Origin of the sequence: Sphingopyxis fribergensis (genome assembly GCF_000803645.1) — a bacterium.
GTDB classification, from domain to species: domain Bacteria; phylum Pseudomonadota; class Alphaproteobacteria; order Sphingomonadales; family Sphingomonadaceae; genus Sphingopyxis; species Sphingopyxis fribergensis.
Window position 1 is genome coordinate 2138267 of sequence record NZ_CP009122.1, and the last position, 17738, is coordinate 2156004.

Annotated in this window: 13 protein-coding genes and 1 tRNA gene; 9 read left to right on the forward strand and 5 right to left on the reverse strand. The window is 61.4% G+C overall.

Going from position 1 to position 17738, the window contains the following annotated elements; genetic code table 11:
• Nucleotides 1-242 precede the first annotated feature (242 nt).
• Both SKP52_RS09955 and SKP52_RS09960 read left to right on the forward strand, forming a co-directional pair.
• A protein-coding gene (locus tag SKP52_RS09955; RefSeq protein ID WP_148309194.1) for an IS3 family transposase occupies nt 243-1594 on the forward strand; the annotation gives its coding sequence in 2 pieces (ribosomal slippage) (nt 243-578 and nt 581-1594; 1350 coding nt in all).
• A 178-nt stretch (nt 1595-1772) separates the two neighbouring features.
• Entirely contained in the window at nt 1773-4835 is a 3063-nt protein-coding gene (locus SKP52_RS09960) for an RHS repeat domain-containing protein (RefSeq protein ID WP_081997284.1), read from the forward strand.
• A gap of 623 nt (nt 4836-5458) precedes the next feature.
• Here SKP52_RS09960 and SKP52_RS09965 read toward each other — a convergent pair.
• Nucleotides 5459-6025, reverse strand: coding sequence for a HEPN domain-containing protein (locus tag SKP52_RS09965; RefSeq protein ID WP_228383885.1), 567 nt, complete (start codon nt 6023-6025; stop codon nt 5459-5461).
• Nucleotides 6007-6138 (reverse strand): hypothetical protein, encoded by a 132-nt coding sequence (locus SKP52_RS27210; RefSeq protein ID WP_267128048.1) that lies wholly within the window; start codon nt 6136-6138, stop codon nt 6007-6009. The genes SKP52_RS09965 and SKP52_RS27210 overlap by 19 nt, the downstream gene beginning before the upstream one ends.
• 183 nt (nt 6139-6321) lie before the next feature.
• Between SKP52_RS27210 and SKP52_RS09970 the strand changes: the two genes are divergently transcribed.
• The 5 genes from SKP52_RS09970 (at nt 6322) to SKP52_RS09990 (ending at nt 12802) form a co-directional block, all read left to right on the forward strand.
• The gene (locus SKP52_RS09970) at nt 6322-7203 is read left to right on the forward strand and encodes a Rossmann-like and DUF2520 domain-containing protein (protein WP_039574474.1); all 882 of its coding nucleotides are present in this window, start codon (nt 6322-6324) and stop codon (nt 7201-7203) included.
• A 10-nt stretch (nt 7204-7213) separates the two neighbouring features.
• The gene (locus SKP52_RS09975) at nt 7214-9538 is read left to right on the forward strand and encodes an ATP-dependent helicase (RefSeq protein ID WP_228383886.1); all 2325 of its coding nucleotides are present in this window, start codon (nt 7214-7216) and stop codon (nt 9536-9538) included.
• 73 nt (nt 9539-9611) lie between these two features.
• A complete protein-coding gene (locus SKP52_RS09980; RefSeq protein ID WP_039574476.1) occupies nt 9612-10517 on the forward strand; it encodes a DUF4349 domain-containing protein in 906 nt (301 codons plus the stop codon).
• Nucleotides 10518-10570: 53 nt separating this feature from the next.
• Nucleotides 10571-11620 (forward strand): aspartyl/asparaginyl beta-hydroxylase domain-containing protein, encoded by a 1050-nt coding sequence (locus SKP52_RS09985; protein WP_039574477.1) that lies wholly within the window; start codon nt 10571-10573, stop codon nt 11618-11620.
• A gap of 18 nt (nt 11621-11638) precedes the next feature.
• Nucleotides 11639-12802: an acyl-CoA dehydrogenase family protein gene (locus SKP52_RS09990; protein ID WP_039574479.1), complete on the forward strand. Its 1164-nt coding sequence runs from the start codon at nt 11639-11641 to the stop codon at nt 12800-12802.
• A gap of 17 nt (nt 12803-12819) precedes the next feature.
• On the opposite strand, the gene SKP52_RS09995 is transcribed toward SKP52_RS09990, so the two are convergent.
• Nucleotides 12820-12895, reverse strand: a tRNA-Ala gene (locus tag SKP52_RS09995).
• A gap of 95 nt (nt 12896-12990) precedes the next feature.
• On the opposite strand from SKP52_RS09995, the gene SKP52_RS10000 reads away from it, so the two are divergent.
• A complete protein-coding gene (locus tag SKP52_RS10000; RefSeq protein ID WP_081997285.1) occupies nt 12991-14007 on the forward strand; it encodes an NADP-dependent oxidoreductase in 1017 nt (338 codons plus the stop codon).
• A gap of 24 nt (nt 14008-14031) precedes the next feature.
• Here SKP52_RS10000 and SKP52_RS10005 read toward each other — a convergent pair whose 3' ends face one another.
• Nucleotides 14032-15426 (reverse strand): DEAD/DEAH box helicase, encoded by a 1395-nt coding sequence (locus SKP52_RS10005; RefSeq protein ID WP_039574480.1) that lies wholly within the window; start codon nt 15424-15426, stop codon nt 14032-14034.
• A gap of 114 nt (nt 15427-15540) precedes the next feature.
• Nucleotides 15541-15984 carry a hypothetical protein gene (locus tag SKP52_RS10010; RefSeq protein ID WP_228383887.1) on the reverse strand — a complete coding sequence of 148 codons (444 nt, stop codon included), beginning with the start codon at nt 15982-15984 and terminating at the stop codon, nt 15541-15543.
• Between the two features lie 273 nt (nt 15985-16257).
• Between SKP52_RS10010 and SKP52_RS10015 the strand changes: the two genes are divergently transcribed.
• Entirely contained in the window at nt 16258-17682 is a 1425-nt protein-coding gene (locus tag SKP52_RS10015; RefSeq protein ID WP_039574482.1) for an FAD-binding oxidoreductase, read from the forward strand.
• The last annotated feature ends 56 nt before the right edge of the window (nt 17683-17738 follow it).

The window sequence follows — 17738 nt, forward strand, 5'->3', positions numbered from 1 at the left end:
AACCATTCTTGCATCAGGAGTCGGCGCGACTGCTCAAGCGCAGGAAGCTGTCAGGCAGTCAATCGACGCGAATGGCGTCGACCTCTTCCATGGTACGATGAATGTCGATGGTCCGGCGTTGACGGTCGGAAGTGCCGAAAATCCCTCGATTATCTACTGTCTCCCGTCAGCACCTATGGCACAGATTAGAGGTTGTGATTTAAGGAGGATTTGGGCTTCGTCGTAGTGACGAAGGAACGAAGATGAAGCCCAAATCCTCAAGGTCCAAATTGCCTGCCGAGCAGGTCGTAAAGGATATCCGCCGCAAGACTCGGCGGCACTTCTCTGCCGAGGACAAGATCAGGATCGTCCTTGATGGCCTGCGCGGCGATGACTCCATTGCCGAGCTGTGCCGCCGCGAAGGGATTGCGCAGAGCCTGTATTACACCTGGTCCAAGGAGTTCATGGAAGCCGGCAAGCGCCGTCTGGCTGGTGACACTGCGCGTGCTGCGACCACGGACGAGGTGAAGGGTCTGCGCCGTGAAGCGCGCGATCTGAAGGAGTGCGTGGCCGATCTCACTTTGGAGAACCGGCTGCTCAAAAAAAGCATGATCGCGGATGGGGGAGACGAAGAATGAGATATCCCGCATCCGAGAAGCTCGAGATCATCCGGATCGTCGAGCAGTCGCACCTGCCCGCCAAACGCACGCTGGACCAACTCGGTGTGGCACGGCGAACCTTCTACCGCTGGTATGACCGCTACCTCGAAGGTGGGCCGGAGGCGCTTCAGGACCGCCCTTCAGCGCCGAGCAGGGTGTGGAACCGCATCGGAAACGATATCCAGGACCAGATCGTCGAGATGGCGCTGGAGCAGACCGATCTATCCCCGCGCGAGCTGGCAGTGCGCTTCACGGACGAGAAGCGCTACTTCGTGTCCGAAGCCACGGTCTATCGCCTCCTGAAGGCCCACGATCTGATCACCAGCCCGGCCTACACAGTGATCAAGGCCGCCGAGGCGTTCCACACGCAGACCACCCGCCCCAACGAGATGTGGCAGACCGACTTTACCTACTTCAAGATTATCGGATGGGGCTGGGTCTATCTATCGACCGTGCTCGACGATTACTCACGCTACATCATCGCCTGGAAGCTCTGCAGCACCATGCGAGCCGAGGACGTCACTGACACGCTCGATATGGCGCTGGCAGCCTCAGGCTGCGACCACGTCAACGTGCTGCACAGGCCCCGCCTGCTCAGCGACAATGGCCCCAGCTACATCGCTGGGGAACTGGCCGAATACATCGAGGCCAACAAGATGAGCCACGTGCGCGGCGCACCCTTCCACCCACAGACCCAAGGCAAGATCGAGCGCTGGCACCAGACCTTGAAGAACCGCGTACTGCTGGAAAACTACTTTCTGCCCGGTGATCTCCAACAGCAGATCGAGGCCTTCGTCGAGCATTACAACCACCAGCGCTACCACGAGAGCCTCGACAACGTCACGCCCGCCGATGCCTACTTCGGCAGGGCTGCCGCCATCATCGAACGAAGAGAAAGGATCAAGCGAAAGACACTCGAACATCGGCGCTTGCAACACCGCAAGCTCGCCGCCTAAACATCAAACCAAGACGAGGCCCACACTCCGCTGATCTACGCCGCGAGTTGTGCCAAATGTTCTGACGACGGACACGACGGGGTACTCATATGCCGATGCGGCAGGCGTCCGGACGACCACCGTGACTAATGCACTTGGGAATACAACGATCTATAAGTTCGACATTACTTCCCAGCGCATGACATCGCTCATCAATGCGCTGAGTCAGACGACGAGCTACCAATATGATGCCAGTGGGCGTTTGACGGAGACCACGGCCCCGGAAGGGAATAAGGCCGTTCTGGCATATGATGCACGCGGCAACGTGACGAGTAGGACCATGAAGGCGAAGCCTGGATCCGGTCTCGCAGATATCGCCACGACGGCGAGTTTTCCCGCCAGTTGCGCTAGCGCGATCACCTGCAATAGTCCGACGTGGACGAAGGACGCCAAGGGCAACCAAACCGACTATACATACGATCCCACCCATGGCGGCGTGCTAACAATTACCGAGCCCGCAGATGTTAACGGGACGAGGCCACAGACACGTTACACCTATGCGTTAACGGGCGGCAGGTATCTCCCCAACAGTTCCTCGCAATGCGTTGCATCGAGCTCCTGCGTGGGCACAGCGGCGGAAGTTAAGAGCACGATCACCTACAACGGCAATTTGCTGCCGGCAACCATTGCGACGGGTGCAGGCGATGGTAGTCTCACCGCGACCACCGGAATTGCCTACGATGCCATCGGCAATGTGCTAGCGCTTGACGGTCCGCTGGCTGGAACCGCCGACACCACCACCTATCGCTATGATGCCGGACGTCGACTCACGGGCCTTGTGGGGCCCGACCCCGATGGCGGCGGCGCCCGCAAGCCGACGGCGCAGCGCATGACCTACAGCAACGACGGACTTATTCTAAAGGAAGTCGGCATCGTCGACGATGCCGGGGATGCGGCCTGGGCGTCTTTCTCGTCGCAGGAGCAGGTCGCAGTGACCTACGACGCGAATGCGCGGCCGGTGAAGTCCGAACTCAAGTCGGGCGGCATCACCTATGCCGTCTCGCAGACGAGCTATGACGCGGTGAGCCGCGTCGAATGCTCGGCGCAACGCATGAATAGCGCGACGTTTGGGTCTCTCCCCGGTGCCTGCTCGCTCAGTGCAACGGGCAGCCACGGCCCCGATCGTATCGCGAAAAACACCTATGACGCGGCCGGTCGCGTGACAAAGGTCCAGACCGCATTTGGCGCGACTGAACAAGCGGACGAGGTCACGACAAGCTATTCGAACAATGGCCGCCCTGCCTATGTCGTCGATGCAGAAAGCAATCGAACGGCGTACACCTATGACGGCCACGATCGCCTTGCCAAGACCGAATATCCGTCGGCGGCGAAGGGAGCGAACGCGGTTAACGCATCCGATTATGAACAGCTATCTTACGACGCCAACGGCAATGTGACGAGTCGGCGTCTGCGCGATGGGCACGCGATCAATTTCAGCTATGACAATCTGAATCGGGTCACGAATATCGATCTTCCCAATTTAGTGTTCGAGGTACATGATAAGAATTTCAGCTACGATCTGCTGGGCCGCCTGATTTCCGCGACGATGATCAATGGCTGGAATAGCAGCTTTGTCTATGACGCGCTCGGTCGACAGTTGCAGGAAAATGCGACCCTCGGCGGGATTGCGCGTAGCTTCGACGCGGCCGGACGTATGACGAGCGAGACGCTTCCAGGTGGCGGCTTGACGGTCAACTACGATTATGATGCGACGGGTAATGTTACTTCCGTTCGCGAAAATGGCGCCACGAGTGGTGTCGGCGTCCTCGCCACCTACTCTTTTGATAATTTGGGACGGCGCATCGGCGTGAGCTTCGGCAATGGTAGCTCGCAGAGTTTTGGGTATGATGCTGTGTCGAGGCTATCGACGCTGACGAACGATCTCAATGGCGGTACGACGGCGCATGACCTGACGCAAAGCTTCTCCTATAATCCGGGCGGCCAGATTGCGACCGCAACTCGAGGTAACGATGCCTATGCGTGGGACGAGCACTATAATGTTGATCGCAGCTACACTGCGAACGGTCTCAATCAGTTCACCGCTGCGGGCTCGGCTTCCCTGGGATATGATGCGCGCGGCAATCTGACGAGCTCGGGAAGCAATTCTTACACTTATGGCCCCGAGAACCTCTTGGCGACGTCCAGTGTCGGCGGAACAGTTCGGTCGCTCTACTATGATGTGATGGGCAGGCTTGCGTTAGTAATGGGGGACTTCACCAATTCGGTCAGGTTCGATTATTCAGGCACGCGCCTGATCTCGGAACGCGACTGGTATGGAAACTTGCTTCGGCGATATGTACATGGTCCGGGTACAGACAACCCCATTGTCTGGTATGAAGGCAGCGCGGTCAACAGCAGCACGCGCCGGTTCTTGATGGCCGACGAGCGCGGAAGCGTCGTAAGCGTAACCGATAGTTCCAACGCGACGATTGGACTTAACCGCTACGACGAATACGGCATTCCAGAGGCCAGCAATGTTGGGCGGTTTGGATATACTGGGCAGACGTGGCTTCCCGAACTCGGCATGTGGTATTACAAGGCGCGGATGTATTCTCCCACGCTCGGCCGGTTCATGCAAACTGATCCCATCGGGTATGGCGACGGGATGAATTGGTATAACTACGTGGGTAGCGATCCGGTGAATTTTGTCGATCCGAGCGGTTTGAAATTGGTCTGTGGCGTTAAGGTCGGAGATTTTCCTGCCGATTGTTATGAAACGGGCGGCCCTGAAATACCTTTGCCTCCAGGTTCTGGCGGAGCTGATCCCCGACCTCCCGGTCCTTCTAAGCCGAAGCCGACACCCGTGCTGCCGCAACGGCCCAAGGCATGCGATACTAAGTTGCAGAAGGTTGCCGAAGTGGGCGAAGTAGCGGGCGACGTGTTCATAGTTAATGGGCTCATATTGGCCGGTGCAGGTTTAGCGGTCGGACCTGAAGGCGCAGTGCCGGGTCTCGTTTTCGCCGAGGGCGGCGGGATTGTCGGCACTTTAGGGCAAGCAGCAGAAGATTTCAACCATGGGGACTCTGCACTCAATATCGGCAGCCGAGCGTTGATCAATATCGGGTTAGGTAGGATTGCTGTGCGGGGCTTGAGGATATTCAATGGTGGCAAGGTATCTGACGTTATCGATGATCTATTCGAGGAAGCAATTGGGAAAAGTTCTTCAGAAGTGATTGAATGGCTCGATCCGGAGAGATGCTAGTGAGTACACTATACAGAAGAATTGGAGATTTTTACGGTTTTTTATTCATTGGGTCATTGCCAATTTTGTCTTTAATCGCCCTATATTTATTTGGATCTAGCGACTTTTTTATAATTGCTGCTAGATCAGTATGTATATTTATGTATGTTTCTATAATAGTAAGCAGAAAATACTTCGACATAGCCAGAAAGAAATTTCCTTCCCTGTCGATTTATGCAATTAGGCTTACATTATGTGGTCTATTTGTATTTTCTATAGGGATTTACAATGTGAATCCTTCTGATGGACCTTTATATTATTTGTCCATATCGTTTTTAATAATTGCTATAATTTTCATTGCTGCCGGAAAGCTGGGAGCGATTTTGGGAAGGTGAACTTGCTTTGAGTTGGCCGTATGCCAAGACGCAAAATGATGACATCGTCGTCACTGAACGTCGCGTTCGAAAGGTTGCGTTATTCGTCAACAGCGATGGAAACTTCCAATGTGATTTCGTTCGGGAGGATTGTGTTCGTTAAGTTTTCGAACAACGGGGTTACGTACCGGATCGATGCCAAGTTTACGAGCTACCCTGAATTTGACAACGGCAATGCAATGCCACCATTGATCCAATCCATCCTTTCAGCTACGCCAGCTCTTCTTCGCCGATCCGATAATGTTTTGAGTATCTTGCCATCGTGTGGGCCTCTTTGAGCTTTTGTAACTTGGCGCGCTCGCGACGGGAGGGTTCGGGCCAGATGCCGTAGAGGCGCCGGTCGAGTCTTTCGGCGAGCGTTCGGAGGAATGCGATGCTGTGGTTGTAAGGCGTGTAATAGGTAAGCGTGGGCAGGAGACCGGCGTATAGGCGTTCGGTGGCCTGGTGGAGAAGGAAGGCGGCCTCTTTGTGGCGCTTCTGCTTCGCCAAATCGCGCGATGTGTTCAGCCATACGATGGCGCCGGGATAGTGGTCCTCGAAATACTCCCTCGCCGCCTCCAGCGCCTGCTCGGGCGTCTTGGGCCTGGGGGTGTGGAGATCGGTGTCGTCGGCCTCGTGGAGGGCGATCCCGTCCTTCTTGATCTCCATGAAGAAAAGGCGGCCATGGGCGAGGCCATCGTTCACCTCATGGAGCGAATGGACGATGAAGTTGACGGGCGTGCGAAGCGTCTTCTCGATCGTGCAGGCGCGGATGGGTGTTACTCGGCCTTGGTCCAATAGGCGGCACGGTCGGTCAGCTCCTTTTGGCTGACGATGACGAGGATGTCGTAATCCGATTTATACTGGTTGGCCGACAGCGGCGCATCGCCAGCATGTTTCCGGGCTCTCAAATTTGCACTTCCAGCGTGTTATAACATCGGTGGTCTCGCGAAAGCGGGAACCCAGTTTCGACGTCAGCTCGCTAGGTCCCCGCTTTCGCAGGGATGACGAAGTAAGAAATAGAACGGCTACTTCTGGTCGCCAGCAGACGTTGCATTGGCGAAATTTCCGCCCGCGTATTACTGCAACCGCCCATGAATGATTTCCGTTTCCGTCAGCCCGGCATCATCGGCGCGGGCCGCGTCGCCCAGGCGCTCGCAGTTGCCTTCGCTCCGCAGGCAGCTGCCCCGCCTTTTCTATGGGGCCGAACCCCCGAAAACGCCCGCACGGCTGCGACGCGTGTCGGCGCCGCCGCCGTACCGACGATAGATCGCCTGATGGCCGAATGCGACATCGTCGCGATCGCGGTCGCCGACGACGCCTTGGCAGGGGTCGTGGCCGATATGGCCACCGTCCCGCTGACGAAGCGAGCCCGCTTCATCTTCCATGTCAGCGGACGCAGCGGCGCAGCGATCCTCGAACCGTTGCGCGACGCCGGCGCCCTCACCGCCGCGATCCATCCTGCGATGACCTTCACCGGCGATCCGCAAGGCGAAGCCCGGCGCATGGCCGGCGCGCGCTTTGCGATCACCGGCTCGACGGCCGAGGCGACCGCGAAGGCGAAACATGTTGTCGCGCTACTGGGCGGAACCGCGGTCAAAATCGCCGAGGAAAAGCGGGCGCTCTACCATGCTGCGCTCTGTCACGCGTCGAACCATCTCGTCACCCTGATCGCCGGCGCGGCCGGCGCGCTCAAGCACGCCGGGGTCGACGATCCTTCGGGCCTGCTTGCTCCCCTCGTCCGCGCCGCGCTCGAAAACAGTCTCGGCCAAGGTTTCGCCGGACTATCGGGCCCACTGCTGCGCGGCGACGTCCAGACGATCGGTGGTCATCTCGATGCGCTCGAGGAACACAGCCCCGACCTCCTGCCCGCCTATCGCGCGATGGCACGCGCCACGCTCGACGAATTAAAATGCGCGGGAGCCACGCCCTCGGACCGCCTCACCGCACTGGACAGCCTGCTCGCTGTTCCCTAATCGTTCGCGCGTGAACGATACCCCCGCCTCCCTGCCCGACCTGTCCTCGCCGAACCCCTCGGACCCACCTTATCTGCAAGGGCTCAACGGCCCGCAGCGGCAGGCCGTGCTTACCACCGAGGGCCCGGTGCTGATGCTCGCGGGTGCCGGAACCGGCAAGACCGCGGCGCTGACCGCGCGCCTCGCACATATCATGGCGACGCGCCGCGCCTGGCCGTCCGAAATCCTCGCGGTGACCTTCACCAACAAGGCGGCGCGCGAGATGCGCGAGCGCATCGGGCGGATGGTCGGCGACGTGGTCGAGGGCATGCCATGGCTCGGCACCTTCCACAGCATCGCGGCGAAGATGCTGCGCCGTCACGCCGAACTGGTAGGCTTGCAAAGCAATTTCACCATCCTCGACACCGACGACCAGCTCCGCGTTCTCAAACAGCTGATCCAGGCTGAGGGGCTCGACGAGAAACGCTGGCCCGCCCGCCAGCTCGCGGGTCTGATCGACAAATGGAAGAACCGCGGGCTCGTCCCCGCCGACCTAGACGCCGCCGACAAGGAAGCCTACGCCGACGGCAAGGGCCAGCATTTCTACGCGCTGTATCAGGCGCGGCTGAAGACGCTCAACGCCTGCGATTTCGGCGACCTGCTGCTCCACATGCTTGTGATCCTCAAGACGCACCGTGACGTGCTCGAACAATATCAGGAACGCTTCAAATATATCCTCGTCGACGAATATCAGGACACCAACGCCAGCCAATATCTCTGGCTCCGCCTGCTCGCACAGCAGCGAAAGAACATCTGCTGCGTCGGCGACGATGACCAGTCGATCTATTCGTGGCGCGGCGCCGAGGTCGCGAACATATTGCGCTTCGAAAAGGATTTCCCCGGCGCGACCGTGATCCGCCTCGAACAGAATTACCGCTCGACGCCGCAGATTCTCGCCGCCGCCTCGGCGCTGATCGCGCAGAACTCGGGTCGCCTGGGCAAGACACTGTGGACCGACCTCGAACCCGGCGACAAGCTGCGCGTGGTCGGGGTGTGGGACGGGCCCGAGGAAGCGCGGCGGATCGGCGAAGAACTCGAAAGCCTCCAGCGCCGGCGCGTATCCCTCGAACGCGCCGCGATCCTCGTCCGCGCCCAGTTCCAAACGCGCGAGTTCGAAGACCGCTTTATCGCGATCGGCATGCCGTACCGCATCGTTGGGGGTTTCCGCTTCTACGAACGCGCCGAAATCCGCGACGCGCTCGCCTATCTGCGCCTCGTCCAGTCGCCCGCCGACGATCTCGCCTTCGAACGCATCATCAACACCCCCAAGCGCGGACTCGGCGACAAGGCGCTCGCGCGTATCCATCAGTTCGCGCGTCACGAGCGCACGCCGCTTCTCCATGCCGCGTCGCGCATCACCGAAACCGACGAGCTGACCCCGCAGGCGCGCCGCCAGCTCGCAAACTTCATCGCCCAGATGCGCAGTTGGCAGACCAAGGCCAACGAACTTTCGCACCCCGAGTTGACACAGCTCATTCTCGACGAATCGGGCTATACAGCAATGCTGCAGGCCGACCGCAGCATCGAAGCCGCAGGCCGGCTCGAAAACCTCTCCGAACTTGTCCGCGCGATGGAGGAATATGAATCGCTCGAGGCGTTCCTTGAGCATGTCAGCCTCGTCATGGACCGCGACAACAACGACACGACCGAGACGGTGACGATCATGACGATCCACGCCGCCAAAGGCCTCGAATTCGACCACGTCTTCCTCGCCGGATGGGAAGATGGCGTCTTCCCGTCGCAGCGCTCGATGGACGAAGGCGGCACGCAGAGCCTAGAGGAAGAACGCCGCCTCGCCTATGTCGCGATCACGCGCGCGCGGCAGCGTGCAAGCATCTATCACGCCGCGAACCGCCGCATTTATGGCCAGTGGGTGAGCAGCATCCCCAGCCGCTTCATCGCCGAAATCCCGCCCGAGCATGTCGACAGCGAGAACAGCTTCGGCGGTGGACAGAGCCTGTGGCGCGCGAACTGGTCTGCGCAAGGCGATCCCTTCGCGCATGTCGCCGCCAATGCTGCTGGGCGCCAGCCCGCGCGCACGATGACGCGCGGCCCGGCGTGGCAACGGGCAACGGCGCAATCGTCGACGATCACCCGCGCCCCGGCGCCTTCTGAACGCGGCCCAGCGGCCTCCGTGGGCGCGAAGGCACGCTCCGATCTCGCGATCGGAATGCGCGTCTTCCACGAGAAATTCGGCTATGGCGACATTGCCGACATCGACGGCAACAAGCTTGAAGTCGAGTTCGAACAGGCCGGCAGCAAGAGGGTGCTCGACAGCTTCGTCAAGCTCGCCTGATTTCTATTGTCTACTTTTTTAGTTATGATATGCCGTCCCATGCGATCACGAGTCGCGTTTTGGGAGAATCTGCATGCAAAACAAGCTCTTGGCGGGCGCGATGGCGCTCGCCCTGGTCGGCTGTTCGGAAAAATCTGCCGAAGATGCTGCAACAAACGATACCCCCGCCGCCGCGGCCGTTAGTGAAGAAGGCGCTGCCGACGCCGCTGCCACGCCCCGGATCGGTACCGAAGCCGCCCCCGGCGTCGCCTTCGATTACGCCTACACCTTCCGCCTGGCCGACGACCGCATCTCCAAGGTCCAGGAAGAGCATGCCGCCGCGTGTGAAACGCTCGGCATACAGCGCTGCCGCATCGTCGACGTCCGCTACCAGCTGACCGACGAAAAACTCGTTGAGGCGCAGACCCAGTTCAAACTCGACCCTAGCATCGCGCGCAAGTTCGGCGCCAGCGCGATCGCCAGCGTCGAAAAGGCCGAGGGCGTGCTCGCCGACGCGAGCGTCGCGGGCGAAGATGTCGGCACCGAAATCCTCGCCTCGCAACAGCGGAGCGCCGGCTCAGAGGCCGAAATTGCGCGGCTGGAGGAGCGGCTCAAATCGGGCGGGCTCGACAAGCGCGAGCGCGCGGAACTTTTGTCCCAGATTAGCCAACTGCGTGGCGAACTCGGCACCGAGCGCCAGAACCGCCGCAGCGGCGAAGCCCGCATCGCCTGGACCAGTGTCGCCTTCAACTATGCTAGCGACGGCGGCCTGCCCGGCATTGGCCATGCAAATCCCTTCGCAAGCGCCGGCGAGACACTGATGCGCAGCGGCAGCACCGCACTCAGCTTCGTGCTGACACTTGGCGCGGCCGTGCTGCCATGGGCCCTCCTGCTAGGCCTCATCGTCGCCTTCTGGCGCAGCCGCTTCATGGTCGCAGTCCGTCGGCAGATGCGGGTCGAGGCCGGCGCCAGCGACCCCGGAACCCCACCGGCAGCCTGATCCAAGGCGGGGCGTGGCTTGCAAAGGTCCAATGCTGCGTTATGGCAAGAGCCATGACGGGGCAGATGACATGGCTGGATCAGGCACGCGACGCTCATCGCCGCGGGGATCTTGCCGCGGAAACCACAGCGCTCGACGACGCGATCCGCGCCAATCGTGGCAATATCGCGGCGCTGCTTGCCATGGCCGAACTCAAGCGTCGCCTCGCCGACGATCGCGCTGCGGGGAGCTTCTACCGGCTGGCGCTAGGAACTGCGGCGCAGGCCAGGAGGGTCCAGCCTGCCCTTCATGCCGGCCTCCAGCGCGCCGAGCAATTCCTTGCCGAAACCGACCGCGCCTTTGCCGACCATCTCCTCGGCCAACTTCGCGGAGCCGGAATCGATGCCGACACCGCGACGCCGCGCGTCGCCGAGGCTCTGCGCATGCTCGCGGGCGAAGAGCCGCTCTATCTGCAGCAACCGAGCATGTTCTACTTCCCCGGCCTTGCGCAGCGCCCCTTTTTCAACCGTGCCGACTTCGATTGGGTCCTCACGGTCGAAGCCGCGACGAATGCGATCCGCGCTGAGCTTTTGGCCATGATCGACAATAGCTCCGATCGTTTCGGCCCTTATGTAACCGCCAGCCCCGACAGACCCCCGCCGAACAACCCGCTGCTCGACAAGCCCGACTGGGCCGCCGCGTGGCTTTGGAAAGACGGTGTGGTTGCTGACGGAATGGGCGAACTCTGCCCTGCCACCCTCGCCGTGCTCGAAGCGGCGCCGCAGCCTGTGATCCCCGGCCGCGCGCCGATCGCGCTCTTCTCGCGCCTGACCCCCGGCACCCACATCCAGCCGCATCACGGCATGCTCAACACCCGCCTGATTTGCCATCTGCCGCTGATCGTTCCCGAAGGCTGCGGCATCCGTGTCGGCGCCGAAACGCGGAACTGGCGCGAGGGCGAGATGCTGATTTTCGACGACAGTTTCGAGCATGAGGCATGGAACCGCGGCACCAGCGACCGCACGATCCTGCTGTTCGAAATCTGGCGTCCCGACATCGACGCCGACGAGCGCGCGCAACTGACGCGCATCTTCTCGGCGATCGACAGCTACGCCGAACAATAATCAGGGGACAGGAAAACGATGACCAACCCGGGAATGGACGCCGACATCTACGACGCCTTCATCGAACAGCTGCAGCGCTATGTCCGCGAGCGGCTGATTCCGGCAGAAGACCAGCTCGAAGAACTCGGCCGTGTTCCCGACGATATCCTCGCCGAGATGCGCGAGATGGGCCTGTTCGGCGTCACCATGCCCGAGGAATTCGGCGGCGCCGGCATGAATGTCAGCCAATATGTCGGCTTCATCCGCGAGATCGCCTACGCCTCGCCCGCCTATCGTTCGATCATCTCGATCAACATCGGCATGGTGTGCAAGTCGCTCGTCGGCTTCGGGACGCAGCAGCAGAAGGAGCATTGGCTCCCCAAGCTCGCGACCGGGTCGATCGCCGCCTTTGGCCTGACCGAGCCCGACAGCGGATCGGACAGCGCCGCGATGAAGACGCGCGCCGTGCGCGACTGCAACGGCTATGTGCTGAATGGCACCAAGCGTTACATCACCAACGCCCCCTTCGCCGATGTCATCCTCGTCATGGCGCGCACCAATGCCGAAGCGCTTCCGAAGAATGCGCATGTCAGCGCCTTCATGGTCGCGCGCGACTCGCCGGGCGTGTCGATCGGCAAGCCCGACGGCAAGATGGGCCAGGCGGGATCGCAGATCGCGGACGTGATCCTCGAAGATGTTCATGTCGACGGCGACGCATTGCTCGGCGGCGAGGAAGGCATCGGTTTCCGTGCCGCTATGCAGAGCCTCGACAACGGGCGCCTGTCCGTCGCGGCGGCGAGCGTCGGCTATGCAAAACGCATGCTCGATGCCGGGCTCAAATATGCGATGGAACGCAAGGCTTTTGGCGAGCCGATCGCCAATTTCCAGCTGATCCAGGCGATGCTCGCCGACAGCAAGGCCGAAATCTATGCCGCCGAATGTATGCTTGCCGATGCCTGCGCGCGCGCTGACCGCGGCGAGAAGATATTGGTCGAAGCGGCTGCTACCAAGATGTTCGCCAGCGAAATGTGCGGGCGCGTCGCCGACCGCGTGGTGCAGATCCACGGCGGCGCCGGTTATCTCAAGGAATATCTGGCCGAACGCTTCTATCGCGACTGCCGCATTTACCGCATTTATGAAGGGACGACGCAGATCCAGCAGCTAGTCATCGCGAAGAATATGATACGCGATTTTGCGGGCTGAGGGATCGTGAAGGTCGCTGGTGGAGCCGAGGGGAATCGAACCCCTGACCTCTGCAGTGCGATTGCAGCGCTCTCCCATCTGAGCTACGGCCCCGCGACGGCGGGGTCTTAACGACACTGATTGGCGGTGGCAACGGCTTTTCTGATGGCCCCCACCGCTGCCGGCGAATAGGGGAATGGGAGATTCCGATGGCCAAGGCATGGCATTTAACCAGTCGCCCGCAGGGGCTGCCGACGACTGAAAATTTCGCTCTGCGCGATCTTCCAGACGCATCGCTCGAAAAGGATCAGCTCCGCGTCCGCAACCTGTGGCTGTCGGTCGATCCGTACATGCGCGGGCGGATGAACGAAGCCAAAAGCTATGCCGCCAGCTTCCAGATCGATCAGCCGATGACTGGCGGGGCGATCGGTGAGGTCCTCGAAAGTTCGATGGAGGGCTTCGCTCCCGGCGACCTGATCCTCCACATGGGCGGTTGGCGGGACGGCGGCGTCATCGGCCTCGACATGATGCCGAACAAGCTGCCCGCGGACATGCTGGCATCGGGCCTCACCCCGCAGACCTTCCTGCACAATATGGGCCTGACGGGCGGAACGGCATGGATCGGCCTGCTCCGTGTCGCCGCAGCCAAACCCGGCGATACGATATTCGTCTCGTCAGCCGCTGGAGCAGTTGGTTCGGCCGTCGTGCAGATCGCCAAGGCACGCGAAATGACCGTCATCGGCTCGGCTGGCGGTGCGGAGAAATGCGCTTGGGCCCTCGATCTCGGCGCAGACGCGGTCATCGATTACAAGGCCGGACCAGTGCTCCCCCAACTCGCCGCAGCGCTCGAGCGCCTCTGCAAGCCGGGCATCGACGTTTATTTCGACAATGTCGGCGGCGAGCATCTCGACGCCGCCTTTGCCACCGCCAATGATTTCGCGCGCTTCGCGATCTGCGGGATGATCGACGTCTACAACGAGGCCAAACCCCAGGAGATGAAATATATCATACGGACCATCCCCGCGCGGATCCGCATGGAAGGCTTCATCTACACCGACCAGTTCATCGACTGCATGGAGGAATTCTATGCCGACATGGGCGGCCTGATCGCCAGCGGCGCGGTGACGATGCGCGAGACGGTGCACGACGGGTTGGCGTCGGCGCCCGACGCCTTCCTCGGCCTGTTCTCAGGTGGCAATATGGGAAAGATGCTGGTCAGGGTCTGACCAGCACGTCATTCCGTCCTGCGATCAGGTGTCGAAACCGACCGACAGGAACCCCGGCATCGGGCCGTTCCAGCCATCGTCCGGACCATCCAGATCGTCGTGCCGCGGCGCAGGTTTTCGATCGTTACGGGGCTTCCGGTCTTCGCGGGGCTTCGCCGGCCGTGCTTCGGCAACCGGCGCTGGACGTGCCGGCGCCTTTTCGGCCTTCGCAGCAGCCTTGCCGCGTCCCCCGCGCGCCGAACGTCCGCGCCGCGGCTCGGCTTCTGCCTCGTCGCGATCGGGCTGGGCGACATCGACCGCCGGCGCGCCGCCACCATGAACCGGAATCTTGTAGCCGGTCAGCTTCTGGATATTGTCGATCGCTTCGTCGTCCGACGGCGTCACCAACGTGAAGGCGCGCCCCTGGGCACCCGCGCGGCCGGTGCGGCCGATGCGATGGACATAATCGTCGGGATGCCACGGCGCGTCGAAATTGAACACATGGCTGACGCCTTTGACATCGAGCCCGCGTGCCGCGACGTCCGACGCGACCAATATGTTGATCGTACCGGCCTTGAACCGGTCGAGCTCGGCGGTGCGGCTCGATTGGTCCATGTCGCCCTGAATCTCGCCGGCCTTATAGCCATAGCGCTGGAGCGATTTCGCGAGTTCACGCACGGTCGTTTTGCGATTGCAGAAGATGATCGCGGTCTTGATGTCCTCGGCCTCGATCAGGCTGCGGAGCGTATCGCGTTTGCCACGTTCCGACGTCTTGACCAGAAACTGTTCGATATTCTCGTTCCGGCTCGCCGGACGCGCGACTTCGATCGTCTTTGGGTTCGACAGGAACTTGTCGGCCAGCCGCTTGATCGGCGCCGGCATCGTCGCCGAGAACAGCAAGGTCTGCCGAGTCGCGGGCAGTTTGGTGCAGATATTCTCGATGTCGGGGATGAAGCCCATGTCGAGCATCCGGTCGGCCTCGTCGATGACGAGCAGGTTGCAGCCGGTCAGCAAAATCTTGCCGCGCTCGAACAGATCCATCAGGCGGCCCGGCGTCGCGATCAGCACGTCGACGCCCTTTTCGAGCGCCTTTACCTGGTCGCCCATCTGCACGCCGCCGATCAGCAGCGCCATCGACAGCTTGTGATACTTGCCGTATTTTTCAAAGTTTTCAGCGACCTGCGCCGCAAGTTCGCGCGTCGGCGCGAGGATCAGCGAGCGCGGCATCAGCGCGCGGGCGCGGCCGTGGGCGAGGATGTCGATCATCGGCAGAACGAAGGACGCGGTCTTGCCGGTGCCCGTCTGCGCGATGCCGATAATGTCGCGCATCATCAATACGGACGGGATGACGCCCGCCTGAATCGGGGTCGCTTCATTATACCCCGACTCGTCGATGGCGCGCAAAAGTTCGTCGGAAAGGCCGATGTCGGCAAATTTCATAGGATCATCATGTCCGGAAAAGAGGGTACGCCCAGCCGCCCACGCTGGCGAGCGTTGCCGCGGCCATTGGGCAAATAGTGATAAAAAGTCAAGGAAAGGCTGTTAAAAGCGCGATCAATCGTCGTCTTCGCGAACCGGAACCATCAGCCGGAACTTGTCGATCTCGCACTTCGCCCCGGTTCGGGCGTGAATCTGGTCGCGATCCTCGCAAAGCTTCCCGTCCTTGTTGCCCTGCATATAGAAACCCGCATAGAAATCGAGCGCGCGGCACCCGCGATTGAGCTGGGCGCGGAGGCGTTGCTTTTGCCGCGTAATAATATCGATGCTGTCGCGCTGGACCGCCTGCATCCCCAATATATTGCGCATTGCCACGCATTTGGGCGCCTTTTTTTCTTTCCAGACGACCGGCAATTCGGTCGCGCGTTTCGACGTCGAGGGCCCCGCGGCAAAATTGTTGAGCTGCGACCGTTGGGCCGGCACGCGGATGATCAGTTGTTGCTCGATCACTACCTGCCAAAAGGAAGAGACCTGTTCGGGCGTCGGGGCGGAAATTGCCACCAATGGCTCCGGCGCAGCAGCGGGCGGCACTGCGTCAGCCGCCGGGGCGGCGGCTACCAACCACAGGACCGCCGCCGTCAGCACAGCCGCGCTGCCGTCCCTTTGACGTCCTGACCGAAGATTCCGCTCACCTATGGCTCCCGCATCCATGCCCGCTGGACGAAATGACACTATTCGTCCATCGCCCGCTTTAACAAGGATGATTGAACATCAAATGAACTGCTGTCACCCCCTGCCCGCTTGCCAGGCAGGAAATTTCCGGAGTGAAATGGCATGACCCGCCAGCCATCGGCATCGCTGCTCGACGCACTGGGGAATTTGCTCGGCCCGAAAGGCTTTAGCGTCGACGCCGATGCGATGGCGCCATGGCTGACCGACTGGCGCGGCAAATATCACGGCCGTGCCGCCGCGATGCTGTCGCCCGCCACCACCGACGAAGTCGCCGCGATCGTACGCCTTTGCGCGGAGGCACAGGTCGCTCTGGTTCCCCAAGGCGGCAACAGCGGCATGGTCGGCGGCGCCACCCCCGACACCAGCGGCGATCAGCTGCTGCTCAGCCTGCGGCGGATGAACCGGGTCCGCCAGATCGACGAAGCGGGGCAGCTCGCCGTCGCCGAGGCCGGCGTCATCCTGGAGAATTTCCATAACGCCGTTCTCGCACACGGACTCCGCTTTCCACTGACTTTGGGCGGTAAGGGGTCGGCAACGATCGGCGGGCTGGTATCGACCAACGCTGGCGGCACCCAGGTTTTGCGCCACGGATCGATGCGCGCGCTGACCCTCGGCATCGAAGCGGTCCTCCCCGACGGCAGCATTTTTGACGGGCTTGCTCCGCTCAAGAAGGATAATCGCGGCTACGACCTGCGGCACCTGTTTTGCGGCGCCGAAGGGACGCTGGGCGTCGTTACGGCCGCGTCGCTGCATCTCGTACCTGTCGCCGCGGCGCGACGGACGGCGTGGATCGGAATCGACTCGCCCGAAGATGCGCTGTTGCTGCTGCGCCGGGTCGATGCCGCGATCGGGCGCGAGCTCGAGGGGTTCGAACTGATCCCGCACAATTGCCTCGACGCGGTGCTGCGCCACATCCCCCAGACGCGCGCGCCGCTCTCAGTGGCGCAGCCATGGTATGTCCTGTTGGAGCTGGCGGGGGAAAGCGACCCGACGCTGGGCGAGGCTTTGGAACAGCAATTGGCAACAGCGCTCGACGCCGGATTGATCCGCGATGTCGTGATCGCCAAAAGCGATAGCGAAAGCGAAGGTTTCTGGCGCTTGCGCGATTCGATCTCGGAGGCCGAGCGTGCTGAGGGGCCCGCGCTGCAACATGACGTCAGCGTCCCGGTCGATCTGATGCCGGCCTTCATCGCCGACAATCCGCGCCGGCTGGACATCGCTTTTCCGGGCGCTCGCGCACTATCTTTCGGGCATCTCGGCGACGGCAATGTTCACCACCATGTTCAGCCGCCGATCGGCGTGGACGGGGCGGGGTGGATTGCCGAGCATGGCGCGTCGGTAAGCCGGCTGGTCTATTCGCACGTCCTCGAACTCGGCGGATCGATTTCGGCCGAACATGGCATCGGCCAGATGAAGCGCGATATCATGGCCGAGATCGACAGCCCGGCGCGCTTGACCGCGCTGCGCGGCGTGAAGGCCGGGCTCGATCCGAAGGGCATATTCAATCCCGGCAAGCTGATCGCCTGACGCTTAGAATCCGGTCGATCGACCACCATAGCCCCCTTGCGCCGCGGAGCGCGGGC

Excerpts from the sequence above, each read along its gene's own strand:
- SKP52_RS09990 (WP_039574479.1), top strand. The coding sequence starts at position 11,639 with ATGACCAACCCGGGAATGGACGCCGACATCTACGACGCCTTCATCGAA.
- SKP52_RS10005 (WP_039574480.1), bottom strand. The coding sequence starts at position 15,426 with ATGAAATTTGCCGACATCGGCCTTTCCGACGAACTTTTGCGCGCCATC.
- SKP52_RS09985 (WP_039574477.1), top strand. The coding sequence starts at position 10,571 with ATGACGGGGCAGATGACATGGCTGGATCAGGCACGCGACGCTCATCGC.
- SKP52_RS10015 (WP_039574482.1), top strand. The coding sequence starts at position 16,258 with ATGACCCGCCAGCCATCGGCATCGCTGCTCGACGCACTGGGGAATTTG.
- SKP52_RS09970 (WP_039574474.1), top strand. The coding sequence starts at position 6,322 with ATGAATGATTTCCGTTTCCGTCAGCCCGGCATCATCGGCGCGGGCCGC.
- SKP52_RS09980 (WP_039574476.1), top strand. The coding sequence starts at position 9,612 with ATGCAAAACAAGCTCTTGGCGGGCGCGATGGCGCTCGCCCTGGTCGGC.
- SKP52_RS09960 (WP_081997284.1), top strand. The coding sequence starts at position 1,773 with ATGACATCGCTCATCAATGCGCTGAGTCAGACGACGAGCTACCAATAT.
- SKP52_RS10000 (WP_081997285.1), top strand. The coding sequence starts at position 12,991 with ATGGCCAAGGCATGGCATTTAACCAGTCGCCCGCAGGGGCTGCCGACG.